The organism is Streptomyces sp. URMC 129, assembly GCF_051386415.1.
In the GTDB taxonomy this organism is placed as follows: domain Bacteria; phylum Actinomycetota; class Actinomycetes; order Streptomycetales; family Streptomycetaceae; genus Streptomyces.
Genome location: NZ_JBPQTQ010000035.1, coordinates 1 through 26,821 on the forward strand (window position 1 = coordinate 1; position 26,821 = coordinate 26,821).

At 73.2% G+C, this 26,821-nt stretch carries 15 protein-coding genes; 6 read left to right on the plus strand and 9 right to left on the minus strand.

Going from position 1 to position 26,821, the window contains the following annotated elements; translation table 11 throughout:
* Positions 1–111: 111 nt before the first annotated feature.
* Positions 112–537, minus strand: a complete 426-nt coding sequence (locus tag ACSNOC_RS10045; protein ID WP_436746965.1) for an Hsp20/alpha crystallin family protein — start codon at positions 535–537, stop codon at positions 112–114.
* Between the two features lie 895 nt (positions 538–1,432).
* Between ACSNOC_RS10045 and ACSNOC_RS10050 the strand changes: the two genes are divergently transcribed.
* Complete coding sequence (locus tag ACSNOC_RS10050) at positions 1,433–1,858, plus strand: pyridoxamine 5'-phosphate oxidase family protein (protein WP_436746966.1); 426 nt, start codon at positions 1,433–1,435, stop codon at positions 1,856–1,858.
* 19 nt (positions 1,859–1,877) lie between these two features.
* Here the strand turns inward: ACSNOC_RS10050 and ACSNOC_RS10055 are convergent, their stop codons facing one another.
* The 7 genes from ACSNOC_RS10055 to ACSNOC_RS10085 all read right to left on the minus strand — a co-directional run bounded on the left by ACSNOC_RS10055 (position 1,878) and on the right by ACSNOC_RS10085 (position 19,422).
* Complete coding sequence (locus ACSNOC_RS10055; protein ID WP_436746967.1) at positions 1,878–3,800, minus strand: hypothetical protein; 1,923 nt, start codon at positions 3,798–3,800, stop codon at positions 1,878–1,880.
* Positions 3,797–7,330 carry a DUF5682 family protein gene (locus ACSNOC_RS10060; protein WP_436746999.1) on the minus strand — a complete coding sequence of 1,178 codons (3,534 nt, stop codon included), beginning with the start codon at positions 7,328–7,330 and terminating at the stop codon, positions 3,797–3,799. Before ACSNOC_RS10060 ends, ACSNOC_RS10055 begins: the two co-directional genes overlap by 4 nt.
* Before the next feature lie 119 nt (positions 7,331–7,449).
* Positions 7,450–8,643, minus strand: a complete 1,194-nt coding sequence (locus tag ACSNOC_RS10065; RefSeq protein WP_436746968.1) for an ATP-binding protein — start codon at positions 8,641–8,643, stop codon at positions 7,450–7,452.
* A 222-nt stretch (positions 8,644–8,865) separates the two neighbouring features.
* Positions 8,866–13,800, minus strand: a complete 4,935-nt coding sequence (locus tag ACSNOC_RS10070) for a DNA-binding protein (RefSeq protein ID WP_436746969.1) — start codon at positions 13,798–13,800, stop codon at positions 8,866–8,868.
* A complete protein-coding gene (locus ACSNOC_RS10075) occupies positions 13,797–14,666 on the minus strand; it encodes a DUF4132 domain-containing protein (RefSeq protein ID WP_436746970.1) in 870 nt (289 codons plus the stop codon). The genes ACSNOC_RS10070 and ACSNOC_RS10075 overlap by 4 nt, the downstream gene beginning before the upstream one ends.
* A gap of 224 nt (positions 14,667–14,890) precedes the next feature.
* Complete coding sequence (locus ACSNOC_RS10080) at positions 14,891–19,024, minus strand: trypsin-like peptidase domain-containing protein (RefSeq protein ID WP_436746971.1); 4,134 nt, start codon at positions 19,022–19,024, stop codon at positions 14,891–14,893.
* 71 nt (positions 19,025–19,095) lie between these two features.
* Positions 19,096–19,422 (minus strand): CU044_2847 family protein, encoded by a 327-nt coding sequence (locus ACSNOC_RS10085; RefSeq protein ID WP_436746972.1) that lies wholly within the window; start codon positions 19,420–19,422, stop codon positions 19,096–19,098.
* A 343-nt stretch (positions 19,423–19,765) separates the two neighbouring features.
* Here ACSNOC_RS10085 and ACSNOC_RS10090 point away from each other — a divergent pair, with 343 nt between their 5' ends.
* Positions 19,766–20,971, plus strand: coding sequence for a macro domain-containing protein (locus tag ACSNOC_RS10090; RefSeq protein ID WP_436746973.1), 1,206 nt, complete (start codon positions 19,766–19,768; stop codon positions 20,969–20,971).
* Between the two features lie 107 nt (positions 20,972–21,078).
* Here the strand turns inward: ACSNOC_RS10090 and ACSNOC_RS10095 are convergent, their stop codons facing one another.
* Entirely contained in the window at positions 21,079–21,702 is a 624-nt protein-coding gene (locus ACSNOC_RS10095; protein ID WP_436746974.1) for a hypothetical protein, read from the minus strand.
* Between the two features lie 359 nt (positions 21,703–22,061).
* Here ACSNOC_RS10095 and ACSNOC_RS10100 point away from each other — a divergent pair, with 359 nt between their 5' ends.
* From ACSNOC_RS10100 to ACSNOC_RS10115, 4 genes are read left to right on the plus strand one after another with little or no spacing between them, the layout of a single operon-like run.
* Positions 22,062–22,727 (plus strand): hypothetical protein, encoded by a 666-nt coding sequence (locus ACSNOC_RS10100; protein WP_436746975.1) that lies wholly within the window; start codon positions 22,062–22,064, stop codon positions 22,725–22,727.
* The gene (locus ACSNOC_RS10105; RefSeq protein WP_436746976.1) at positions 22,727–23,623 is read left to right on the plus strand and encodes an RES family NAD+ phosphorylase; all 897 of its coding nucleotides are present in this window, start codon (positions 22,727–22,729) and stop codon (positions 23,621–23,623) included. Before ACSNOC_RS10100 ends, ACSNOC_RS10105 begins: the two co-directional genes overlap by 1 nt.
* Positions 23,620–25,767, plus strand: a complete 2,148-nt coding sequence (locus tag ACSNOC_RS10110) for a hypothetical protein (RefSeq protein WP_436746977.1) — start codon at positions 23,620–23,622, stop codon at positions 25,765–25,767. Before ACSNOC_RS10105 ends, ACSNOC_RS10110 begins: the two co-directional genes overlap by 4 nt.
* Positions 25,761–26,813, plus strand: a complete 1,053-nt coding sequence (locus tag ACSNOC_RS10115) for a hypothetical protein (RefSeq protein WP_436746978.1) — start codon at positions 25,761–25,763, stop codon at positions 26,811–26,813. The genes ACSNOC_RS10110 and ACSNOC_RS10115 overlap by 7 nt, the downstream gene beginning before the upstream one ends.
* Positions 26,814–26,821 lie beyond the last annotated feature (8 nt).

Here is a 26,821-nt window from a genome sequence, read left to right on the forward strand (position 1 = left end):
CCCCCCCCCCCCCCCCCCCCCCCCCCCCCCCCCCCCCCCCCCCCCCCCCCCCCCCCCCCCCCCCCCCCCCCCCCCCCACGCCCCACGACCGCCGGGTGGGGCAGGCCCTGATCAGGCGCTGATCGACCGGCGCTCGCCACCGCCGCTGATGGCGATCTTGCGGGGCTTGGCCTGCTCGGCCACCGGGATCCGCAGCCGCAGGACGCCCGCCTCGTACGCGGCGTCGATGCGCTCGGTGTCCAGCGTCTCGCCGAGGAACAGGCGGCGGCTGAACGAGCCGGTGGGCCGCTCGGCGGTCACCACCTCCGCGTCCTCACCGGCGTGCGAGCGGCGCTCGGCCCGCACGGTGAGCACGTTGTGCTCGATGTCGATGTCGATCGCCTCGGGGTCCACGCCGGGGAGGTCCAGCTCCACCACGAACGTGTCCCCCTCGCGCCAGGCGTCCATGGGCAGGGCGGCCGGCCGGGACGCGGCACCGAGCACGTGCTGGGCGAGGCGGTCGAGCTCACGGAAGGGGTCGGTCTGCAGCAGCATCATCGATACCTCCTCGTGTCCGGAACGCGTGCATTACCGACAACACCCTTTATAACTCGGCCCGAGGAAAGTTGACAAGCTCAGGCTCAGCTTCATTGATGCCCTCCTTCCCTCTCCGGCGGCGCCAGGGCGGCGACGGCCGGTCCGGGGCGCCGGATGGACCGCCGCCGGGGCAGCGCCATTCCGGCCGGGCGGGGGCGACGTGCCCGGTCGGCACCCGGTCGGCACCCGGCCGTCGACCAGGGCGCCGTACCGCACGCGCGGCGAACCGTCGCGGCCGGCACCGTGCACCGGCGGCCAGGGGATGAGCAGCGGCGGCGCCACCGTTTCGACGACCGGGAGGCGCGGCGCCACGATCGCGACGGCGGCTGCCCGCCCGCGTACGGCACCGCCAGGCCGCCCGTGTCCGCGCCGTGCCGGGGGCGCCGCCCGATCCGGCGGAAGAGGCCGCACCACAGCACGAGTTCGTGCCGCCGGGACCGGAGCAGCCGGACGGCCTGCCGCCGCTCTCCTCTCCTCCCGGCGCCGTCGCCCGCGCCCCCCCGGCACGGCCGTCCCGTTCAGCAGCGTCGGCAACTCCCGCTCCTTCGTGGCCATCACCGGCTCGGGCCCGGGATGGCGCGCCATCTCCTCGAACAGGGCGGCCGGTTCCTCGCGCGGGTCGCTGCCGCCGCCGTCGTCGTCCGCGACGACGTCCCGGAACCTCGTCAGACTCAGGCCCGGCTCGGTCGATCGCCGGATCCGGGCGAGGCGGACCGTGCCCCGCCGCCCGAACTCCCGGTATCGCGCGGACTCGGGAGGGAGGGGGGGAGGGAGCCGATGCGGGAAGTGCCGCACGGTCCGCGTGGTTCTCCGATGCGGACCAAGCCAACGAAGCAGACGAAGGAGTGAGTTTCCGATGGCTCTGACCCGTGAAGAGCGCGAAGCGTTCCTCGCCGAGCCGCACATCGCGGCCCTGTCCGTGGCCGAGGGAGAGGGGCGGGCGCCGCTGACCGTCCCGATCTGGTACCAGTACGCGCCCGGCGGCGACATCTGGATCATGACCGGCGCGGACTCCCGCAAGGCACGGCTCATCAGGGCGGCGGGCCGTTTCACGCTCATGGTCGACCGTCTGGAGCCGACCATCCGCTACGTCTCCGTCGAGGGCCCGGTGACCGGCACCGCGCCCGCCACCCGCGCCCTGCTGCGGGAGCTGGCGGCGCGCTACCTGCCGCCCGGGAAGGTCGACGGATACGTGGAGTACGCCTGGCGCGACCACGGCGAGCAGGTCGTCTTCCACCTCCGGCCCGAGCACTGGATCGGCACGGACCTCGGCAGCTTGTGACCCCGCGCCGTCCGGCCGCTCACGCCTGCTCGGGCTCCGGCTCGGGCTCGCGGTCCGGTTCGGGCTCGCCGTCCGGGTCGCGCCAGGAGGCTGCTATCAGGGCCCGTTCGGCGGCCGCGAGGTAGACGGCCGTGGCGAGCCACGCCCGCGCGTACCCGTCGGGGTCGGCGCCGACGAGGCGGCCGAACACGTCCCGGCCCCGGCGGTCGGCCTCGGCCGACAGGGCCGCGCACAGGCCGGCGGCCGTGCGCAGCCCCGCGCGACGCAGCGGAGCGCGCGTCCCCGCGCTGTCGCGGCCCGACTCCGCGACCGCCCGCCGCCCGCCCGCGACGGCCAGCTCCACCAGCCGCCGCACCCGCCACAACGGCGCGTCGCCCAGCGGATCCACCCCCGCGCCGCTCATCGCCCCGGCGGCGGGAGCGGTCGGCAGGTGCGCGCCCTCGATGCGGTCGTATCCCAGGTCCGCGTGGCCGAGCCAGGCGTCGGGCAGGCGCAGCGTGTGCGCCGCGCCGGGCACCGGCCCGGCCGCGAGCGGGCGCAGGGTGGCCGCCCGGTCCCGGTCGAGCCGCGCCACGACGCGGACGCACAGGCCGGGGCGGGAGGCGAGCCGGCGCAGGTTGGCCGTGTGGGCCAGGGAGGGGTGGCCGTCCGCCGCGACCAGCCGGATCACCGGACCGGCCGGGGCACCGGCGCGCAGCTCGCGGGCGAGCACCTGATCGCCGGTGGCGCCCGTGATCACCAGGTCGCAGCCGATCGGCTCGTCCGCCGCCCCGCCGCCGTCGTCGTCGCCCGCGAGGAGCGCCGCCACCGCCTCCCCGAGCGGGCGGGCGAACAGCGCGGCCATCGGGCCCTCCCCCCACGGCCGCCCGGGGAGCGGGGTGGCGCGCACGCCGCGGCCCGCGCCGAGGCGGCCCTCGGCGGAGACGGTCGCGCCCGAGATCACCAGCCCGCCGCGGGCGAGCGCGGCGTGGTCGAGCGCGGCGGGGCCCAGCGCGACCGTGGCCGTCGCCGCGCCCACGGCCCGCGCCGGGCCGCCCGGCCGGACGTCGGCCACGGAGAACCAGCGGCCGTCCTCCCCGAGCAGATGCGTCACCACGCCGCCGTAGCCGGTGGCGCTGATCACCGGCTCCCGGCACACGCCGTGGACCCGCAGGCCGCCGCCCGGCCGGTAGGCGCGGCGCGCGGTGCCGATGAGCGCCGGGTCGGGGTCGGCGGCGGCGAGCCGCCCGGTGGTGAGCAGGAGTTCGCGCAGCGCCGACGTCAGGTCGGCCAGCCGGTGACCGTCGTGACGTGCCCGCGCGGCCCGCAGGCCGCGCACCACGCGCAACGCGGCGGCCTCCGCGCGGAGCAGCCCGGCGAGCCGGGCGCTGTGGGCGGCGCGCAGCAACTCGGCCTGGGCGACGGCGTCGGCGGCCGGAACCCCCGCCACCAGCACGGCCGCCGCCGCGGCCCACAGCCCGGCCGCCGCCGCGCAGCGCGCCGCATCCGGCGCCACGGCCTCCGGTGCCGCCCCATCGGCCTGGGTCGGCCGCGCGGCCTCCGGAGCCACCGCGGGAACCGGAGGCTCCCCGTCCCCGTCCGCGACACATCCGTCCGCTGGGCGCTCGTCCGCGTCGCGCTCGTCCGCGTCGCGCTCGTCCGCGACGCGCCCGTCCGCGAGCGGGCAGGCGTTCAGCACGGCGGCCCGGTGCAGACAGCGCGGCGCCAGCAGACACGTGCAGCGCGCCTGACCCGCGTCGGTGATCGCGCCGGACGGGCCGGGAACGAGCAGCACCTCCGCGTCCTCGCCCCACCGCACCCGCAGCGTCCCGCCGTCGGCGGTGACGGGCGCGGCGGCGCACCGTTCGACCGCCGCGTCCAGCCTCTTCCGGAGCCGGGAGGTGAGGCTCTCCACGGCGGCGGCGGCCACGTCCGGGGCCACCGGGGGAAGCGCGGCGTTCATCGGTGGTCTCCCCGGAGACAGTCGCCGACCCAGCGGGCCAGGGCGAGGGGGCTGAGGGCGGCGACGGGCATGCCCGCGGCGGCGAGCTGCCCGGCGACCGGGACGGAGTAGCGCGGGGTACCGGTGTCGTCCAGGGCGGCGCAGCCCATCAGCCGCACCCCGGACCCGGCCAGCGCGCGGACCTCGCCGAGCAGCCCGCCCAGCGGGTGGCCCTCCTCGAAGTCGCTGACCACCACCACGAGCGTGCGGCTGGGCACCGTCACCAGTGAACGGGCGTGCGCGAGCCCGGCCGCGATGTGCGTGCCACCGCCCACCCGCACCTCCAGCAGCAGTGACAGCGGATCACTGACCCGGCCGGTCAGGTCGATCACGTCCGTCGAGAAGGCGAGGAAGTGTGTGGAGAGGGTGGGCACGCCGCCCAGCACGGCGGCGGTGAGCGCCGACCAGACGACGGACGACTCCATCGAGCCGGACACGTCGACCACGAGAACCAGCCGCCAGTCCGCCTCCCGCCGCGACCGCGTGCCGAACACCGGCTGCTCCGGCACGACAACGGTCCGGCCGTCGCCGAGGCGGCGGGCATGGGCGAGGTTGGCCCGCAGGGTGCGCGGCAGGTCGAGCCGGCCGCCGGGCCGCCGGGTCGGGCGCGGCGACGCCAACCCGGTCAGCGCGGGCCGCAGGCGGGTGGCCAGCTCCCGGGACAGCTCGTCCACCAGGCGGCGGACGAGCGGACGCAGCCGGGCCAGCCGCTGCTCGGGCATGCCGCCCGCGAGGGAGAGCACGGACGTGAGCAGCTCCACCGAGGGCCGCACCGAGGCGGGGTCGAGGACGCCGAGCACGTCGGTCCGGCCCCGGTCGGCCGCGCGGGCCAGGACCTCCTCGCGGACGTCCGCGCCGAACAGGGCGTCCAGCTCCTCCGCCCACTCCCGCACGCCCGGGAACGACGCCTCGCGCCCGCCGCCCGCGCCCGCCCGCTCCTCGAAGTCGTCCGCGCCCTCGCCGCGCCCCGACCCGTACAGCTCGTCCAGGGCGTGCGCGTAACGGCGGGCGTCCGGCGCGAGCCGGTCCCTCTCCCGGCCCAGCAGCAGGCGCCAGCGGTCGGCCGGGGACAGCCGCCGGCCGGTCGCCGCCGCCCGTTCCGCCGACTGTCCCCGGGGCGGCCCGGTGACCGGGGCGGGCTCGTCACGAGGGGGTGACGGCAGGCGCAGGGACGACAGCGCCGCCACCGCCGCCAGCCCGGCGGCGTCCGCCTCGGACCACAGGGCGAGGAGCGCGGGCGGCGCGTCCAGCGTCAGGTCCGGCCGGTCCCCGAGGTGGTCGGCCACTTCGCTCAGCAGCCGGTCGCGCGCGGCCGGGGCGAGGGTGTCGAACCCGCCGCGCAGGGCGGGCAGCCGCTCCAGGAAACCCTGGTCGGGCAGCGTGTCCACCCGGTCGAGCAGCGGGCCGAGCGCCGCCGGGGCCGCCTCCAGCAGCGGACCCGCGGCCGTGAGCAGGCCCCGCAGCAGGCCGGACAGCCGACGGCGGCCCTCCGGCGACGCGGCGGTGTCGACCCAGCCCGCGATCCGGTCACCGAGGGCGTCGGCCGGGTCCAGATCGAGGAGGACCCGGGCCGCGAGGGCGGCGCCGCGCACCAGCGGTGCACCCGTGCGGCCGAGATCGGCCAGCGCGTCGTCCAGCCGCAGGCCGAGGCGGTGCTCCCCGGCCCGCGCGCACAGCGCGATCAGCGCCGAGGCGTCCTCGGGCCGGTCGCTCCCGGCCAGGCCGGGCAGCGACCGGACGGCCGCGTCCAGCAGGGTGGCGGCGAGGGCGGCGACATCCGCGCCGCCCTCGGGGGCGAGGCCGGGCAGATGGCCCCGGCGCAGCGCCTCCAGCAGGTCCAGCGCCTCGACCAGCTCCGCCAGGGTGGCGGACCGGGGCAGCGTGGCGGACGCGTCGGCGAGACGGTCGGCCACCAGCTCCGGCAGGTCGCACTCGGCGGCGGCGCGCAGCCCGGCCAGCGTCTGGGCGCAGGTGGGGCCGCCCTCGGCGGCCTCGCGGCGGAACGCCTCGCGCAGCGTCCCGGCGGCGGCCAGCGCGGCGGTGACGCCGCGCACGCCCGCAAGGTCGAGCCGGACCGGCACGGCCGGTGTCCAGGCCAGCCGCCACCGGGTGGTGAGCGCGGTGCCGTCGCCGGTGCCGCCGACCGCGACCGGCTCGCCGTAGCCCGCGCCGCACACCGCCAGCCGGCGCAGCAGGGTCTCGCGGCGCCGGTCGAGCGCCGAGCGCAGCGGGTCGAGCCTGACCTCCCGCGCCTCGGGCCGCTCGGGGCCGGGCAGCCGCAACTCCGCCAGCTCGGCCTCCACGGACGGGCCCAGCCCGGACCGGGGCGCGGCCCGCGTGACGCGGCCACGGTCGGATCCCACCAGCACCGCTTCCAGCGCGGCGGCGAGGGCCCGGCCGCGCCCGAGGGGCTCGCCCTGACCGAGCACGGACGTGACCGCTTCCACCAGCTCGCCACGCCCCGGGGCGGGCAGCCCGCGCAGCCGCGCCAGGTCGCACGCGAGCCGCAGCGTCTCGGCCGCCTCGCCGGTGCCCGCCGTGTGTCCCGCCGCGCGCAGCGCGCGGCACACGTCGGTGACGGCGCGGGCGGCGGCGTCCCGCACCCGGTCCGGGTCGCCGCCCGCGGCGAGGACGGCCTGCTGCCAGCGCGGGTCGCGGATGCCCGCCGGATAGCCGGAGCGGGAATCCAGCAGGCCGAAGGCGTACGGAACGAGCGACGTCACCACGGAGACCGACTCGTCACCGCCGTCGGCACCGCCCGCCGCGCCGCCACCCGCCGCGCTGTCGTCCGACTCCCGGCCGTCCGACTCCCGGCCGTCCGCCCCGGGCGGCGGGGAGAGCAGCGCGGGCGCGTGGAACGCGCCGACGACCGCCGCCACCCGCCCGCCTCCGGCGGCGGCAGCGGCGATGACCCGCCGCATGTGCGCCTCGCGGGCCAGGTCGGACGGCGGGACGCCGCCGCCGCGCTCCGCGTCGCGGCGCAGCGCCCAGCCGACGCCGAGCGCCGCCCGCCGGACCGCCTCCGGCGCGCAGCCGGGGGCCAGGACTTCGACGGCCCGGTCCCACATGTCGTCACCGTCGCGGCCGGTCCCGGCGTCGGCGAGGGCGTCCGCGAACGCGGGACCGCCGCCCCCGCCGCCAGGCCCCTCCCCGTCCGGGGCGCTCACGTCCCAGCCGGGGTCGGACAGCGGCAGGTCACAGCAGATCACGTCGGCGCCCCGGTCCCTGGCCCAGCGCAGCGCGGCCAGCTCGGGGGAGAAGTCCGCGAACGGATAGAAGCCGAGCCGCCCGTCCCGCCTCGTTCCGGCGAGCGCGACGGGGGCGAGCGTGCCGGGGTCGGCCAGGTGCGCGAGCCACGGCCCGAAGTCGGCCGGCAGCTCCACGCAGACGGTGTCCGCGTCGCAGGCGTCGAGCAGGGCGGGCACCACGGCGGCCAGCGCCGGGCTGTGGTGTCGCACGCCGAGCAGGAACGGGCGCGCCGACGCGGCCAGTGCGTCGACGGCGGCCCGCGGATCGGCGCCCCGTGCGCCGTCCGGGCCCTGGCCGCCGCCGTCGCCCGCGCTCGCGCCGGGCGGGCGGGACGGGTGCGGCACGCGGGGTGTGGTGACGGTCACCGCAGGCTCTCCCGCAGCTCCCACAGACGGCGCCAGAGCGCCGAGCCCTCCTCGGCGCGGCGCCGGACGGGACCGTCCCAGTAGCCCAGCAGCCGCGCGTGGTCCGACGCGTCGTCCTTGCGGACGACGCCCAGCAGATGCCCCGGCACCAGATCCAGGACGTCCCCGCCCGGCAGATAGGCGGCGGCCACGCCCAGGGACGCGGCGACCTGCACGGCCTCGGCGGTGGACATGACCGTGCCCGGCCGCTCCACGTCCCAGCCCTCGGCGGACCGGCCGGACCGCAGGTCGCGGAAGACGGTGACGAGCACGTCGAGAACGGAGTCGTCCACGCCGAACGACGCGCCCGCCCGCCGCACGGCGGCCCCGGCCTGCGCGCGCACCAGGGCCGTCTCGGCGTCGGCGTCCGCGATCGGGTGCACCGTCTCGAAGTTGAACCGGCGCTTCAGCGCGGCCGACATCTCGGAGACGCCCCGGTCGCGCAGGTTCGCCGTGGCTATCACGGCGAAACCCGGGGCCGCCGCGACCTGCGCGTCGTCCGTGCCCGCCAGCTCTGGAACGCTCAGCCGCCGGTCGGACAGGATCGACACCAGGGCGTCCTGGACCTCGGGCAGGCAGCGGGTGATCTCCTCCACGCGCGCCACCCGGCCCGTGCGCATGGCGCTCAGCACCGGCGAGTCGACCAGCGCCAGCGGGCCAGGTCCCTGGGCGAGCAGCAGCGCGTAGTTCCACCCGTAGCGGAAGGCGTCCTCGGTGGTGCCGGCCGTGCCCTGCACGGTGAGCGCGCTGGAGCCGCACACGGCGGCGGCGAGCAGCTCCGACAGCATCGACTTGGCGGTGCCGGGCTCGCCGACCAGCAGCAGGCCGCGCTCACCGGCGAGCGTCACCACACAGCGCTCGACCAGCGCCCGCTCGCCGACGAACTTGGCGGGGATCTCCAGCCGCTCGGGCAGACCCTCCTGCGGCCGGGGCAGCCGCAGCGCCGCGCCGCCACTGCCGCAGACGAACGTGACGACCGCGCGCGGGGTCAGCCGCCACCCCGGCGGGCGCGGGCCGTCGTCGTGGGCCGCGAGGAACGACAGCTCGGCGGCATACCGCTCCTCGGCGGGCAGCGTCTGCCGGGCGGGCGGCGCGTCCGCCGGCTCACCGGGCGTGGCCGGAGCCGGGGCCGGGGGCGAAGTCGGAGGCATGGCGAGTCCTCTCGGTGCGGAGTACGGGTGCGGCGGTCTCGGACGTCGGGTTTCGGGCGGCAGGTCTCGGACGGGCAGGACGGCGGGTCTCGGACGGCGGGTTTCCGGCGTCGGGTCTCGGACGGGCAGGACGGAGGAACGGACGGTACGACGGGGACGCGCGGGCCGCCGCGTACGACGGCCGCGCGTCCCAGGGCCGAGCGGTGGGCCCGGCCGGCCGGGTCAGCGGCGACGGCCGCGGCGTATCGCGAGCTCCTCCAGGCGGGGCACGTCGCCCTCCCGGACCCGCTGCCACGCCCGCCGGTACAGATCGGCGGCGGGCTCGCCCGGCACGACCACCCCCAGCGGGGCGGCGACCCTGCCGTCGTCCTGCTCGACCAGCAGGTCGGTCATCGGGAGCTTCCACCGCTCCAGCGGCGCGATCCCCGCCACGCCCGACACCACCCAGCCGCCGGGCAGGAACAGCGAGCGCCCGGCCCGCGTGCGGCTGCCCTCCACCACCAGCCCGGTCGCGGCCAGCTCGGCGCGCGCCGCCCTGAGACGGGCCGGCTTCCAGCCCGTCCAGCGGGCCACGTGCCGGTCGGTCGGGTCCGGCATGGCCAGCAGCATCAGATACAGCGCGGCGGCGTCCGTGCCGAGGCCGTGCTCCCCGGCCGCCTCCGCCACCAGCTCCGGCACCGAACGCGACGGGTCCTGCGGCCACCAGGTGCCGTCCCTGTCCCGCTCGCCCCCGGCCGGGTCGCCCGGGTCCGCCAGCAGCAGCCCGAACCGGGGGTCGCGCACCATGCGCATCGCCGCCTCCGGCGGGAACGGCGGCCCGGCCTCGGCGCGGAGCACCGGCAGGAACGGATCGTTCCCCTCGTCGTCCAGCAGCGCCACCCGGATCGCGGGGGCCGGCTCGTCGTCGTGCGTGGCCATGACGACGGCGCCGTACCGCTCGAAGCCCTCCCCGGTCTCCGTCGGATGGCCGGCCACCTTGCGGAACGCGGGCAGGCTGACGAACCGGCCGAGATCCAGCATCAGCCCGGGAGCGGCCAGCCGGTCCCGCACCGCGGCCAGGGCGGCGGGCAGCGCCGCGCGCATCGCGTCGCCCGCCGGGAGCCGGTGCGCGAGCCAGGCCGCCATCGACACGGTGCCGACGAGGACGTCCGCCGTGAAGCCGGGCACGTCCTCGGTGGGCCAGGCGCGGTCCTCCCTGATCTCCCACTCCAGGTCCCGGACGAGCAGCGGATCACCGGCCGGGTCGAGCAGCGCGGGCAGCCACCTGCCCGCCTCGGGCGTGACGCGGACGGCCTCGCCGAGCACCGCCTCCGGCACGGACGGCTTCCGGCCCACCTCGCGCAGCCACACACCGGCCGCCGCGGCGGCGTCCGGGCCGTCCGTCCACAACCGGGCCGGGCTCTCCGGCAGCAGCGCCGCCACCAGCGCTCGCCGCACCTCCACGGTCAGCGCGCGGAGCTGGTCCCTGGCGACGGCCGCGTCCGCCGCCTTCACCCCCAGCGTCTCCCGCACCCCGGGCGGCAGGAAGCCGCGCCCGTCCGTGTCGAGGCGCGGCAGTCCGGCCACGACCAGCGCGGCCGTGGCCGCGGTGACACCGGTCAGCGCGGCGAACTCCTCGGCGGCGCCCGGGAACCACGGCGCCGGCCCGCGCGCCTCCAGCTCGGTCAGCAGCTCCGCCGCCCGGCCCGCCGCCCCGTCGTCGCCGACCGGCGCGGAGTGCCGCACCACGAAGGGCGCGGGCACCTCGAACCGGCCGGACGGGTCGTGGAACACCGCCCGGAACTCATAGCCGCCGTCCACCGCGGTCGCGCGGAGCAACGCGATCAGCGCGCCGTCGTCGTCCAGCGGGAGCAGGCCGCGCCCGTTCGTATGCGCCCCCGTCCCGGAGAGCCACCGGTCGCGGTCCACGAACAGGGTGAGACGGCGCCAGCGGGCCGGACCCCCGCTCCCCGTGAGCCCCAGCGCGCCCAGCTCGGCGAGGAACGCGGACAGCGCCCCGCGGTCCGCCTCGCCGGTGGTCGCCGCTGCCGCGCGGAACGCGACCGCCGCCATGCCGTGACCGAGCAGCGCGTGCCAGGCCGGCGCGTGCGGCAGCTCCGCTCCGGCCATCCGCGGCGGCCTCGCCGGATCGCCGGGGTCCGGCACGCGGGGCTCGGCCACGGCCCTGCCGATGGCGCGCAGCGTGCTCACGACATACGTGGATCCGCTGTCCCCGCTCCCGCCCGTGTGCCACAGGCCGTCGAGCGCCGCGACCAGCTCGGCGTCGCCGGGACCCGCCGCCTTCTGCTCCTCGGGCGCGCGCCCGCCCGCCTCCAGCGCCTCGGTGAGCCGGGCCGCCGCCGTGTCCAGCGACGCCTGCCGCGCGGCGGCGAAGCGCACCACGCCGGCGACACCGGCCACCAGCGCGTCGTGGGTGACCCGGGGCAGGACGCGGCGGACCTCCTCCCGCAGGGCCTCCTCCGTCACCGTGCCGCCCTTGGCGGCGGCCAGCAGCGCCGCCGCCGTCTCCCGGTCCACGCCGCGCAGCGCGGCCGAGCCCTCCGGGTCGCGCGGGCGCAGGAAGTGCCAGTACCGGCGGGGCGGCAGGATGCGCGTGCCCCGGGCGAACGGGCCCGGCGGGGCGTCGATCCTGGCCGTGGACGTGACGACTCCGTCCGGATCCACCAGCCCCACCGTGTTGTACCCGGCGACCACCGCCCGGGGCCGGTCGTCGCCGGGGAAGAGCACCAGCCCCGACGGCTGGTCCGAACCGGGCGGCACCGTGACCGTGTGCCCCGCGAGGTCCTGCCCGCGCAGCGATCCGTCGGGCAGCCGCACCACGCGCCAGCCGAGCAGGCCGTCCACCGGCGCGCCGCACGGGCCCGGCCCGGCACCGAAGGCCGGCAGCACCCAGCCCGACACGAACGCGCTGCCCCCCGGCGCGTCGCGCGGCGCGTCGGCGAGGAAGCCCGGCAGGCCCCTGCGGTCGTGCCGCCCGCCGGCCGGGTCGTACGCGTACCACCCAGTGGCGGCGCGGTCCGTCTCCCCGCGGACCCACACCCAGTACGAGACGCCGTCACTGATCACCGGCCGCTCGCCGGGCACCGTGGCGTCCCCCCGGTGCAGGATCCCCGCGCCGGTGGCGCGCCCGCCGCCGGGCAGCGGCAGCGTCACCGGGTCCGTGCCCCGGTACCAGGTCATCCTGGTGCCCCGGAACACGGACGCGGAGGCGGCGCGCTCCATCGGGCGCGGCCGGTCGGCGGCGGTGTGCCAGTACCCCTGGACCTGGCCGTCGTTCCGGCGGTCCGCCCAGTACACGAGCAGCTCGCCGTCCACCCAGTGCAGGCCCGGGTCGTCCCAGGTGCCCAGGGCGCCGGCCGGGACGCGCAGGTCGTGGACCAGCGCCGTGCCCTCGGCACCGATGACCCGCGCCTGGTCGCGCCCGGCGACGATCAGATACGGCCAGGCGTCCGCCACGTACAGGTCCTCGACGTGGTCGGCGGGCACCAGCGTGGCCGCCGCCTCGTCCCAGACGGGCCAGCCCAGCTCGTCGAACAGGCCCGCCCGCAGCGTGCGGGCCAGCACCGGAGCCAGATCGGCCGCGGCGGCCTCGCGGGCCTCGTCCTCCGCCAGCAGCAGGGCCTCGCCCGGCAGCCACGCCAGCCTCCTGAGCACGTCCGGAAGCTCCGGCAGCCCGGCCGTCGCCGACCTTCGGGCGACCTCCCGCACCCAGTCGGCCAGCATCGCCCGCCCGCCGGGCGACGCGGCCAGCGTCCGCACGACGTTCGAGCCTGCCTCGTTGAAGCCGAGCCCGTCCGCCGCGACGTGGAACGGCCGGTGGAAGCGCGGGTCGGCGGCCACCGCCACCAGGTCGCGCTGCCCCTCGCCCCGCGCCCACGCGCGCAACGGCAGGCCCTGCCGGTCCTCGATGTCCGCGACCGGGATGTCCAGCGCCAGCAGCAGATCCAGCAGGTCCAGGTCGGCGGAGGCGTCCAGCCGCTCGCCCGACGCGGCCAGCTCCGCGCGCAGCCGGTCCGCCATCCGCTCCACCAGCGCGTACAGCGACGGCAGCCGCTCCTGCCGCCACCACGTCCCCCGCAGCCGGGTGAACCGCCGCAGCCACCCCACGACGCCATCGCCCGGCGGTCGCGTGCCCGTGCCCGCGCCGTCCGCGTCCTCCAGGCCGTCCGCGCCGGTCAGGCCCGCCGTGGCGCCCGTCTCCTCCAGCACCTCCAGCCACAGAACCGGCATCCGCTCGTCGTGGTCCGCGGGCATGATGTCCAGCAGCCTGCCGCGCACCTCCGCGTCGCCCCGGGCCAGGGCGACCAGCGCCGGCCGGTGCGCCACCCACCACGCGGGCGTCGCCCGCAGCGTGGCGGGCAGCTCCAGCAGCTCCGCCAGATACGCCCGCTCCGCGGCGTCGGCGTCCAGCCCCGCCGCCCGCGCCAGCCTGCGCTGCTCCTTGACCATCTGCGGCGAGGGCGGCAGCCCGCCGGCCGTGCGCCGCACGCACAGCCGCGTGAAACGACGCAGTGCCTCGTTCCCGGGCAGCCGCGCGGCCAGCTCCCTCGCGTATCCCGACAGCACCTTCACGGGCAGCGCCCCGGCCAGCGCGAACTCCAGGAAGACGGCGTCCAGCCGCTCCTCGTCCACCTCCAGCCCGTGCTCCGCCTCGGCCGCCCGCGCGCGGCCGAACATCCGCGCCGCGTACGCCGCGTTCTCCACGGACAGGAAGACCCGCCCGGCCTGCTCGTAGAACGTCGGCAGGAAGTGCGGCACCGAGTCGGCCAGCCGCACCGCCAGCTCGGCATACGCGTCCAGCGCCGCCTTCGGCTTCGACTTCGCCTGCCGCGCCACCCGCTCCAGCTCCGGAACGATCGCGAGCGCGTGCTGCCCGTCCTCCGGGTGGTGCGCCAGCACCCACTCCGGGAAGCCGAGCGCCTGCCGCGTCCCCAGCCCGACCACGGCCGGCTCCCCGTCCGGCTCCAGCCCCAGGAAGCCCGCGGCCAGGTCCTCCGCCGCACCCAGCTCCTCCGCGACCAGCCGCACCACGACCCGCCCGTCCAGCGCCGGATGCCGATACCCGCGGGCCGTCAGCGGCACCGCCCGCTCCCCCGCGCCCCGCGTGCCCGGCGGCAGCACCGCCCCGGCCCGCAGCAGCTCCTCGTACCCGCTCACGCGCCCTTCCCCTCCTCGATCACACGCCCCGCCCAGAGCGCCGACGCCATCCGCATCCCCTCCGACCAGGCCACCGGCCCCACGTCGCCCACCCGCAGGGAACGGCCCTCCCGGTCCCGCCACGACAGGCCGCCGGTCGCCACCTGCTCGTCCCAGTACGGATCCCCGATCCACACGGACGCCTCGACGCTCTCCACGCCGTCCCGCACCTGGCACGTGGCGTACCCGCCCGACACCCGGTACCCCAGCGACGAGGCGCGTGCGGCCAGCGCGAACCGGGACGGGAACTTCCCCCCGGCGAACTCCGACACCTCTGTCCGCGTGCTCCCGGCCGGCTCCTCGGGCTTGCGCCAGGTGGCCCGGTGTATCTGCTCGATGCCCTGGGATATCCCCAGCTCCGCCGCGAACTCCCGCAGCTCCTCCAGTTCCGGCAGCAGCACCGGATGCGGCAGCGTCACGGTCTCCGCCGACAGCCGCACGGTCTCGCCGTCGAGATCGACGACCCGCAGCTCGCCGTCCCCGGACGCGTCCCGCAGGAATCCCACGTCCTCCGGCCCGTCCCCCACGACCACGGCGTCCCGCAGCGCGGCCCGCCACGCCTCGTCCGCCCACACCCGGCCCAGCAGCCCGGTCGGCACCGGCAGCGACGACACCATCCAGGCGTCGACCTGCGCCACGCACGCCGCCGCGTGCCGCCCCAGCCACTCACCGAGCCGCCGCAACCGGTCGACCTCGGGGTGATCCCGCAACGCCTTGGGCAACGCCTTCAACCGCCGCCCCGCGGCCCGTCCACTCGTGGCCCTGGCGGCGACCCGTCCGTCCAGGAGGGCAACCTCATACCCCTCACCCGCCGGCACCCAGCCCATGAGCCCCCACCTCTCCCCGCCCGGAAAACGCCCACATCCCCAGCGGAGCCGGAGGGGCCCGGCTCCCACTGAGGAGACGTTGAGAAGGCTAGCGGCGACTACTGACAGTCAACCCACTCCCACCCGGCAACTATCCACAGGCCGGGTATGGGTGACGGATAATCAGGTCGACGTCTCCGCAGGCGCGGCGCTTCCCGGGCATGTCTCGGCGAGGGCGCCCGGAGTCAGATTCGAGGGGCGACCGCAGGAAGGTCGGCCGCTGCCTGGCTGAGTGCCAGCGCCATCACACCACCGTCGCTCAGGCCGACGACGAGGAGATCGTCGGCCTGAGCGACGGAATAGGCGCCTCGGCGGACAGGAATTTCGACCGTCGGTCGCAGCGTGTCGGCAGTCCACAGTCGCACCGATCTGTCGACCTGGCTGGCGCTTGCCACAAGGGCGCGTGGGCCGAGTTCCACAGCGCACACCGAGTTGACCCAGCCGTCGTGGAGCTCCCTGGTTCCCACTAGGCAACCGGTGACCGGGTCCGCGACCCAAACAGAGCCCGCTCCGCCCTCCAAGTCCTCACCGTCGAATTCGTGCCTGGTTACGGCTAGGAGAACGCGTTCGTCGATTCGGAAAGTGCAGAGGGAGCCCAAAGAGGCCCCCGGGATCGCCAAGGAGGCGACCTTTGCCTGGCGGCTCAGATCCCAGAGATCGACAACGCCTCCGTTGAACTGCCCGGGGGAAAGGCCAAATACGCTGGTGAGAATGGCGACGAGACCACGACCCCCGACTTCGAGGCCGCAGACGTCCGATACCAGCCTTTGATCACTGCGAATGGTCTGGATAAGCTCGTCAGTGGACGGCATCCAGACGGATACCTCGTCCGCGTTTTTGTCCGTTGCAGCGAAGACGAGACAAGGACGCCCGTCGACCTCCACCCCGCACAGTCTGCGGATACGAGGTCGGGCCAGCGTCCTGACCACGGCACCAGTACGGGGGTCCCAGACCTGGATGACGCTCTCACTTCTGCCGCTGCTGGCAATGGCCAGACAGACGCGTCCGGCGATCTCCGTTGTGCAAAGACTCTCGATCCGTGCGTGGAGGGTGTCGATACGGTGGAGGATCCTTCCTGTGGCCGCGTCGCGGACGGCTACCGTGCCGACTGCCCCGTTGCCGGCCACGGCCGTCCGTCCGTTGACATCAAGGACACACAGTGATCCGACCCAGTTATCGACGTCGTCCTTCCGGTCGGGATCGGCGCGGCGGTCAAGGTCCCACAGCCGCACGGTGCGATCCTCACCTGCGCTGGCGAGGAACGTCTCGCCTGCCGACTCCCCGGTGCACAACGCACCAACCCAGCCGCCATGGCCCTCCAAACGATGGGTCTTCCGGCCGGTTCTCGGATCCCAGACCAAGACGGTGCCGCTTTCGTCCTGGCCGTAGCCGGCCGCCAGAAGTGAGCGGTCACCGACCTGGACGTTCCGGAGGCAGAAAACAGACCCCTGGCCACCGCGGAGCACCCGGACGGGCTTGCCCGTCAGAGGGTCCCAGAGGGTGACGGTTTGATCGTTCTCTTTGGCATCGCCAGCGGCGAGGAGAGGGCGCCCCTCACAGGACACTGCGGCCAACTCACCGAAACCGCTGCTCCGCGTGAGGAACGTGCGGACGGTCTCGCCGGTTGCCGGATCCCAGAGCCGCACACGGTTGCGGGTGTGATAGCGCCCTGTGAGGAAGGCGAGGAGCGGGCGGCCCTCCACTTCGATGGCGCACAAGCCATTGACCTCGTGGCTCCGGGTCCGGAAGGTCCGTATGACTGTCCCTGTGTCAGGGTCCCAGACCCTCACCCTTCGGTCGCGTCCGGCACTGGCAAGGAGACAGCGCCCCTCCACCTCCACCGTGCACAGATAGTCGATCGCGGCGTCATGTCCTACCAGCGTACGGACCATCTCACCCGTACCCGGGTCCCACAGTCGCACGGCGCCGTCCAATCCGGCGCCGGCCAGCAGCAAGCGGCCCTCTGCCCTCACCGCGCACAGTGCGCCGATCCAGCCAGTGTTGCCCTTGAGGGTGTGGACGGTGTCGCCCGTGGCCGGATCCCAGAGTCGGACGAGATCATCGCTGACACTGGCGAGAATGCCGCAGTCCTCCCACCGAAGGAAACAAAGGGCGCTGACCTTTCCTGTGTGGCCCTCGAAAACGGCCACTTCCTCGGAGGGGGTGGCCGTGGACCATAGAGCCCGGTACGGCGCGGCGATCCCGCTTCTGCGGTACGTCGTTCCCAGGTGCTCCTGCACCTCCGTCACGCTGAAGAGAGCCGCCCGGCCCGATGCCGCGGCATCAATGGCCCGGGGAGTCTGGCGCAGCAGCCGGGCGCGTTCGCGTCCCTTGTCCGTCGTGGCGAGGCGCACCTGTGGAATGAGGCGGCGCAGATCGGCGTGGAGCGGATAGTCGTCCTCCTCCAGGAGGCGGTCGATCATGCCACCTCGGCCTGCGTGAACGGCGAGGGAACGCAGCAGGTAGGCAGGTGCGGCGGCCCAGCCGCCCCTTGCCCCTTCGGTGATGAAGGCACCTGCGAGCGCGCGTTCGTCAGAGACGCAGGACGCCACGTCGGCGCGTGTGGAGCGCAGAGATTCGTTCAGGGCTTGATGGAAAAGCCTGAACGTGAGGCCGTCTGGTCCCCCGCCCGCGCTCTCGAGAAGAAAGTTCGCGGCGGAGGAGCGGGCGAATTCGAAGAGCTCGCTCTTGCTGGGAGTCGTGTCGAAAAGGGCGGTCAGAGCCACTTGCCAGAGAGCCATGGTCAGGCCGGGAGCTTCCGCGTAGGCGAGGGGCGTCAACACCTTATCCGCAGTGAGCGAACCGACGTCCGGCAGCAGGCGTAGATAGTCGCGGAGCGAGGCGTCCACGGTGACGGGGAAAGACATCTCACGCGGATCGACAGCCCACCGATCGTGAATACCATGGGCTCGGGCGACCAGTCCAGCCACAAGGAAATTCGTGTCTGCGAGGCTCGCGATACGTTCCGCCACAGGGAGAGCGACGGCGCGGTCGGCATAAGGGTTGCCGGATCGCCTGTCTCCTTCCATCTGGAGAGTTGCCAGCGCATACGTAGTGAGGTCGGCGGGAGCAGAGAACTCCGGCGCATCGAGGTCCACAATCCGAGCCGCATGTCCGAAGGAGCCCAGCAAGTCCCCGGCGTCGTCACGGCGCCTCGCGCCCACCACCACGTGTACTCCCAGGTCCGCGCATGCCTCCGCCAGGGGCACCACGATGTGATGGATGACCGTGCGCGCCTCATTGGCGGTGTTGGCTTCATCGAGCGCATCGATGACCAGGGTGAAGGGCCGGACGGGCCGATTCCCCAGGGTGACCCGCAGGGAGGGCAGAAGATCGCGGACTTGTCCCGGAAGCGGTGCTGAGGCGGCGCATGCGATCTCCCGGGCTACCTCCAGCGCTGTCTTGCCCTTGGCATGCACCGCGCAGGAGATGGAGCCCACCGGGGCGCGGAGAGCTGTGTCATCGGGAGGCAACGAAGCGGCGACCTCCCGGTCTGCAGTGGTGATGATGCGGCCCAGCACCGCGGACTTGCCAGATCCCGGCGCCCCGGTGATGACGAGCACCTGGCGGCGTGGAGGGGCCGCGATCCAATCGATGATCTCCCGGAGCGCGGCGGTACGGCCTCGGAAGCGGAAACCGCGTTCTGCCTCCGTGCTCACACCGCGAGCGCGCGGGCGCCAATGCCGCTCCGCCTCCGGATCGGTGCCGAGGGACCAACCCCACGAATTCATAGCCATTTCGTCAGCGGCTTCCAGAGACCAGTCGGTGAGCTGGTGAAGCCTCTGGTCCGGCAACAGTCTGGTGATGGCCCGCACCGTGAGGGCGCGCGCGTCCCCCGTCGCGCTGTGCGCCTGGCCTACCATGCCCACGACGGCCTGGTAGGCTGGTGACCACACGGCTGCCCCGCTGTAGCCGCCCCTGACCGGGTAGCGGAGCTCGTTCGTATCGAGGCGTATCCATCCGTATGCGAGAGCTTCGCCCACCGAACCACTCGCGGAGTTGCCGAGCACGCCGTCGGGGAAGCCGAATGACCACCAAGCCGTGCCGACGAGGTCCCCTTCGGCCGGCCGACGCAACCGCGCCGCCAGGCCGCCCCGGATTGTCTCGGCCAGATGGAGTACCGCCACGTCCTGGGTCTCATCGTCACCGTCCGACGGGAGCGTGACCTTGGAGACTTTGATGCGACGGGCCATGAGCTCCTCGGCCTTGGGGAAGACGACCCAGAGCTCGCCGCGCCCGTCCCAGGCTGGCCGCACCACATGGGCACAGGTCAGTACCCGCTCAGTGTCGATCAGGAACCCGCAGCCCAGTGGCCTCATGTCTCGTTCGGTCGGGTGGATGGCGGCTACCCAGGCGTCCCGTCCAGGACGGGGTCCCTGCGATACGGCGCTCATGCCCGAGGTGCGTCCTCGCCCGCGCCAGACCGCGGGTCCCACGTCAGGGTGATCTCGAAGTTGGCTTCCGTCGCTGCCTTCGCCACGATCCAGTTCGCGGAGCCATTCACCTTGAGACCGAACTTGACCTGTACCTGGCCCGGCCGCAGCGCGGCGACCCGTTGCAGTACCGCACGGGCGGCCTCGACTGCGGGGCCGGCGGCATCCCGGACACGGCCAACGACTTCATCCACGGCCACGGGGTGCCAGTCGCCCGCCTGCTCGACCTCGAACCGGACTTCCGTGTCGTCGTCCAGTGCGTATGACACGACCTGTGACGCCATCTTCCCCCCTCGCCTCGTGCTGGCGACGAGCGTACTGGAACAGCGCCGGACCATGGCACGGACCGGCGCGGTCGAGGTTCGGCGCCGACGGGACCAGCGCGCCGCCCCGGCTTATGCCGGACAGCATCGCGCGTACTCTCCACGCCGATTCATCACTGCCTTCGGCGGTTCTAAATATGACAAACGGGCGAGTCGCGATGCCTGAAAAAGGATCAGATAACTGGCTGCAGCACGCCCGCGCCCCCGTCGGAAGGGGATCCCGACTTCCGGGAACGCCCCATGCCGCCAACGCTTCCAGTACGGGCCGGCAGAGTGGTGGGCGAAGCAGCCCTATGGTGGACACATGGGCCAGGAAGTCACCCTCATCTTTCCTTCTCACGCTCAACTGGTGCAGGACCTGAAGTTCTTGCGTCGTCGAGGACTGTTGGCGCTGCGCAGCATCACGCTCCCCGCCCTGCGTGAGGCTGCCGTGTCCTGCGGATTTTGTGCCGATCCGGACGAGGTGCCAAAAGGCGTCGAGGACATGCTCAAGGAGGCCGTGCGGCGTCTGGGCGAGAACGACGCTTTGAGTCAAGCGGCCGCCCACAGCTTCGGGTTGGTGCCGGGGAGCCGGAGTGCTCCCGCGCAGGACCGCCGAAAGGCCGCCGCTCAGTGTTGCGGTGTCGCGGCGGAGACCTTCCGCAAGGAGCGGGAACATCAGGCTGTGAATCAGCTCGCCGAAGCCGTACTGGCACTGTGCAGGGAGCACAGACGCCGAGGGGAGAGCCTCGGGGAACCGGGCACCCTGCGCGGTGCTGTTGGACCCGGCCGCAGGTCCGGACTGGTGCCGCCGCCCGAAGAACGCGTCCAGCGGCCGGGTGCGCTTCCGCACCCACAACGGGACGACCGGGCCGCGCCCTTCGAGATCGAGACCACGATCGTCGGTGTGCCCGTGCCGTTCGTGGTCCACGTATGCCCTGCGGATCTGTTGCGGGACATCGACATCCTGGTGTCCCCGGAGAACGTCTACCTGGAGATGTCGAAAACCTTCAGCGACACCTTTTCCGGGGCGCTCCGCCGGGCGTGCGCGGTGTGGAACGCTGACGGGGAGCTTGTAGAAGATGTGCTCGCGGACGAGCTGCACACCTGGCTACGCCGTAATGCACGTCCGGGACTTCCGGTGAAGGCCGGGACGGTCGCCCCCACGTCACCCGGGGCCATGACCGACCGGGGGATCCGGCGCATCTATCACGCGGCGGTCGCGGTGCCGTTGCCCAACCAGGGCAGTTACGAGGTGTCCCACGGGGACATCGCCCGAGCCGTGCGTAGGTGCTTCGCGCTGGCCCGGGCGGAGCGGAACCACTTCGCCCCGCCGTTGTCCTCCATCTGCTTCCCGTTGATGGGCGCCGGACATGGCGGGCTGGCTCCGGAGGTCAGCGCTGCATGGACGGCATGGGCGGTCCGGGAAGAACTCGACCGCGACCGGGACTGGACTGTCCACCTTGTCATCCGGAACCGCACCATCGCCGAGGCCATCGCCAACCTGGGCGACTCCGCCCACGGATCCTGAGACCGTGCCCTGGCCGCTCCACGAAGATCGCCCCCCCTTACCGCCAAGGGCTTTCACTCGGCCGGTGCGCGGTGCCGCCTACCCTTTTCGGCAGGCACTGTGCGGGTTCAGGCGCTCGAGTCGTGGTGAGTCAGCGGGGCGGGGGCTCGGGTCTCGTCGATACCCAGGTCCATGCGCATGCGCTCGCGGAGTGTCGCGAGACCGTAGTCCCACAAGTCGGTGATCTGAGCCTGTGCGGTGTTGAGGGACTCCTCGGTGGCTCGAGCGCCTTGAGAGAGACGCATCAGCATCCCGTATGTGGTATTCAGCGTCCGGTTCACCGACCGAGCCGCCGCGAGGACAGAATCTGATGCCAGCAACTGGACTTCCGCATAGCAGTCGGCGTGGGCGGTGCGCGCCCGCTGAAGTTCCGCCGTGACTGTTGCCAGGTTCGCCTGCGTTCTCAGTGCGTGCATCTGATCGGTCAGCGCGGCCAGGTACCGGCGAGCGGCCGTATTAAGAGCGGTGTAGCTGATGCGGTGGCTCTGGATGTCGTCGCGTCGCATCTGTCCCTCCCGCTCGATGGCATGATGCTGAGCGAGGCGGTCCAACTCGAGTGCTGCGCATCGACTTGTTTGTCGCTGAGCGAGCATCGCCGTTGCCAGGCTTCCCAATCCGGCGACCACTGTGATGACTAGCGAACTCACTGTCTCCTGCATGCCGTCCTCCGTGCTGAAGTCACCGCTGTTCATGGAATTCCCGCCGGTTCGCTGTCTCATAGGGATCCGGCTGGGCGTTGTCTGGGCAGAAGCTGGGCGACTTCCGTCCGGCCGCACTGTGATGGCTTTCCAACCGGCTTTCGGTGGCCAAGATGGATGCAACCGCGAATTCCGGAGAGGAAGCACATGAAGTCGGGAGCGAGAGGCTCGCTGGCGACGGACGAATCCATGGTGGCACTTCAGCTTCTTCATGACACGGACCCGGTGTCGGCGGCCGGGGCCACGTCACCGCGCACCGTGCCGAGAGAACTGGCCGCACCACGCGTGCCAATTGCCGGGAGCATCACCTGCTGGCTGCTGCCGCGTCTGTCGCCCCGGAGGAAGGCAAAGCATTGAACGCAGAGGAACTTCTGGCGCTCATCGCCGAGCACCGCACCCAGATCAGGGACCGTCTGACGACCGGCGAGTTCCGGCAACTGCTCGAAGCCCTCCAGGAGATGTCCGGGACCGGTGACTACCAGGGCCCGCAGTGCCTTGCTCTGTACCGAGCCAAACAGGCGCTGCTGCCACTGGTATCGGACAGCCCGACACAGATGGTGGAGGACGAAGTCTCCATGACCGCAGCTGTCTCCTCTCGTATCCCCGAGCAGGCGCAGGCACTGTTCGGGCAGTTGGTCGCGCTGGAGAAGGACGACGACGCTACCCAACGGATCATCGCCGCGGCACACAGGCGGCTGCTGTCCGCACCATCGCGCGGTGCCGCCGACCTGGACCCGCGCACCGCCATCGACCCGGTGGCAGCGGGCCTGATCCGGCTCAACGATCCGGAACGCGGGCCCCGATATCCCGACTTCCAGTTCGACCCGGCGGGTGGTGGCCCGCTCGCCGTTGTGCGCCGCGTCAACCGGTTGCTCTGGGCGGACCGGGATCCCTGGGCGGCGGCGGACTGGTGGCTCGGTGGGAACCGCTGGCTGGAGGGCGTACCCGCGGATCTCATCGGGCGGATTCCCGACAGGCTGCTCACGGCGGCGGCCCAGGCCTTTGTCGAGGTGGACTGATGCCTGCTTACGCTCCCCCGGCCCGCCTGTTCCCGCAGCCGACGCGGCTGCCCCCAGGCACCGTTCTGTGGCGGTGCCACCGTACCGTGCGCCCCGTTACCTGCTTCAACCCGGTGCAGGCGCACTCGCACTTCGGCGGCAGCCGCTTCGACGGAACGCTCAGCGACCCGTTCCCTTATCTCTATCTCGCTGCGGAACCGGCGACGGCGCTCGCCGAAGTCTTGCTGCGCTCGCTGGAGTTCGGCGGACCGGCTTGTGAACGCCTGATTCCACGAGCACGTGTGGCCGGCCACTCATTGTCCCGCCTGACGACGGTCGCTCCGCTGGAGATCATTCGGCTCGTCACGGAGGAGGATCTCGCGGCCGTGGCCCAGGACTCGTGGCTGCTGGAGACCGAGGGGGCTGGTTACGCGCAGACTCGTCACTGGGCGCAGGCTCTCCGCCGCAATGCCTCCTGGGCTCAGGGCATGGTCTGGCAGTCCCGCCGTCACCGGCCGCGTCTGGCCTATGTGCTCTTCGGCGACCGCTGCGGCGAGGAAGCACTGAGGGCGGAGCCCGACGTGTCACTCGACCTCGACACCGCAGTGGGCCGATGGAAGGCCAACCAGCTCCTGGCCGGCCTGCGCGCCGCCATCGAAGAACCGGTGATCGACGACCGAGAACCCCGGCACCGTGGTGGCAGCGATGCGCGGCGGACCTCCGGAGAAGACACGCCTCAAGGGGCTGGAGCGCGCAGAGCCGACCACGGGAACATCAACGACGGGATTCTCCACGGCAGCCAGGTCGTCCACAACGGCGACATCCGGGGCGATTACGTCGGAGGCAACAAGGCGAGAACGGTCCACGGTCACCAGGTGGGCTCCATTCACGGCGACAAGCACGGCAGGCGCCCATGAGCGCATGGACCGAGCCCGACAACGGGGACCCTCATATCTCCTACGACGATCCGGATGAGGGTCCGCACAGGGCCGACTGGGCACCCCCCCTCGTCTACGCGCCGTACGGCAACATCAACACAGGAACCGTGCACGGCGGTCAGTGCGCGGAGAACACAGACGCCCACGTAGGTTTCACAGACAGGCGGGTGGTGGCCCACGAGGGGCCCATCTCGGCCGCCGAGATCGCGAGGGCGCGCCGGGGATTCGTGGCACCGGCCTGCTACCCGAAGGCATTGGAGGAACTGGACACCGGCGTTTTGTTCCTGACGGGAGCGCGAGAGTCCGGTGTCCGTACGACGGCACTGAACCTGCTCTATGGCCACAGCCGCGACAGTGCGGTTCTTCGTGCGGTCGACAACGACGTGGACCTGGGCTTCTGGCGGCCGACTCACGCCGAGACCCGCGGCTACCTCGTGGACGGTCTGCGGCCCCAGCACCCTTTGAAACCGGCCATGATCCTTAGCCTTCGGCGCCTGCTGAAGGAAGCGGGCGCCCGCATGGTGATCCTGCTCCCGGATGATCCTGAGCTGGCGCGGAGCCTGGAGCGCGACCTGCACGTCGACCCGGTGCGTTGCGAAGCGCCGTCGCCGCGAGCGGTCTTCGATGCTCGCCTCGTGGCGGAGGTGCCCGAAGCGGTAGACCGGGAACGCGTGCTGGGGCGCCTGGATCCCGATCTCCTCAGCGAGGTCTTGGTGCCCGAGTTGGGCCCTGCCCAAGTAGCCGAACTCGTCACTGCCATCACTGGTTCCGGTGGAGGCGGGGCGGATTCCGTGGACATCCGGTCGCGTCTCAGCTTCCTCGCTGAGGGAGAAGTACCCGCTCTGCTCAAAGACCTCCATGACGATCCGGACGGGCTGGCATTCCTCCTGTCAGCCTGTGTCTTCGAAGGACGTGATCACCGGGTCGTCATGGAACAAGCGGAACGGCTCCTCACGCGGGCGCAGGGGCGCCTGCACTCGGTACTGCCGGTGACCGGGAACTGCACGAGCGTGGAGGATGCCGACCAACGGCCGGAGCAGCAGCGCCCGAATCCGCAATTCGTCTTCCGGAGGCCCCTTCAGGATCTGCTACGGGCCGTTCGGGCCCAATGCGCGCCCAAGGAGAGCAGGATGGGGTCGGCCTACAACTACATGGTGTCACCCGTGCGGTTCACCAGACATGGGCAGGCGGAAGCCGTACTCAGATATGTGTGGCGCCAGTACGGGGACCTATCCGGGCTCCTGGCGGACTGGATGGGCGATGTCGCGTATGAGAAGGAGTTGACCCAGCCCGTGGGCCGCGTCATGGGGGTGGCGGCAAGCTGGGGTGGCGGCCGGAGGGCGCTGTGGCACATTACGACCCTCGCGAAGTCCGATCACCGAAGCAGGCGAACAATCGCCGCCTATGCGCTGGGCACGGCAGCGGAGGATCCGGCGCTGGCCTCGCAAATCAAGTACCGGCTGCGCGAGTGGAGTTCGGCGCAGAGCTGGCAGCTTCGATCCACCGTCGGGTACGCCTGCGGTGCCGACTTCGGGCTCTCGCGGCCGGATCTCGCGATGCGGCTGCTGCGGCGACTCCCGAGAAGTCCGGACCAGGAGCAGGAGAACGTCGTCCGGTCCGCGGCACGTACTGCTCTGCGAGATCTTTTTCTGTCCGGAAACCAGTCGGCTGTCCTGCGGCGCTTGGCCGAGTGGACCGGCAGTAGGGGCTATGAGGGGCAGTTGGCGGTCGAAGCCTTCCCTCATCTGCTCAGGGGTTCCGCGTGGTTCCACCAGGAACTGCTGAACGGCGGCCAATCCGCACGGCAGATCACCGACCTCGTTCGCCGGGCATTGGACGACGACGACACGTTCGAGAGGACCTGTGAATACCTGCTCCGGTGGTGCGGCATGGCTGTGTGGAGCGAGCAGCAGCGTACGGCCGTCGAGGCACTGCTCGGCACGCTCGCGCAAGAGAAGCGGCACGGCGTCCTGCGTCTCTTCGTCGTGCTCGATCGCCATGAGAACACGGAACTGGCCGGGCGGCACATCGCCCACCACACGCTGGCCACATGGCGCATCGGCGGCGACTCGATCCGACACCACTGCTGCCGAGCTCCGTACATGCCGGGGAGGACATGGTGAAAACGGAGACCGACCGCCCCATCTCCACCAGGGCTCCCCGTGCTCCCTGGCTCGAGATTCTGCGGCAACGCTGGTTCGGCGCATCTGACCGCGCGCTGGTGCTGGAACACCGGGATGGCGCATTTCGCGTGCTGCGCCCCCGGACGATCGCGGAAGCTGTGGCTTCCGGTCGCCCGAGGCCGCGGGGCCGTTGCGAAGCAGCCTTTCACGTCCGTGTCGGCGAGCGGTCAGGAGAGCTGCCCTTCGCCCTGCCGACCGAGCACGGGACTGTGGCGATGGAGGCGTGCGTGCTGTGGTGGGTCCATGACCCGGTGCAGGTCGTCCGCACCCGCACCGCGGACGGCTGGGCGGCGGTGTGCCGGAGCCTTGAGGGGCGCCTGCTCCAACTTGACCGTGCACATACCGCCGAAGGACGCCGACTCGACGCGACAGAAGTCATGAGCCACCTCTCCGGGCCGCAGCGGCTGTCCGACTCGGGCCTCTCCTATCGGGTCACCGAGGTCCGCTCTGCCCCGGAGAAGGCGGAACTGCGACTCGGCCCGGCGCCGGCTGCCTGGCTTCCGTCCTCTTGGCCGACCAGTCGCCGTGCGGATTACGAGTTCTGCCTGCAGACCGTGCGGAGCGGACCGGTTTCCCTGGCCGCGCTCTGGCTGTTGGGACATCCGTACGAGATCCGCCACGTGCTCGACTGGGCGGTGAGCCACTATGACCTCATCAGGGACGCGACCAGGTGGGAGGACACCACCGCCCGGTTGCTCGGCAACCTGCCGGACGAGGAAAAGCAGGAGCTCTGCCGAGTGCTCTACGACTGGATGCACGGCCTCGGACGGTACGTCCCGCCGCTCTGTGTCCGGCAGATGAGCAACAGCGCGGAGTCCTGCCAGGCCGGCGGACGGGCCGGAGGCGACACGGACCCCCGGCCGACGGGACGCGGACAAGCGCGCTGCACCTTCCATGACGCGGCACCGAACCCAGGCGATACGGAGCTTCCGGCGCCTTCCGCCGCGATCGACCAGCAGGGTGACACGACGGTTCCCCTGCAGTAGCTAGGTGA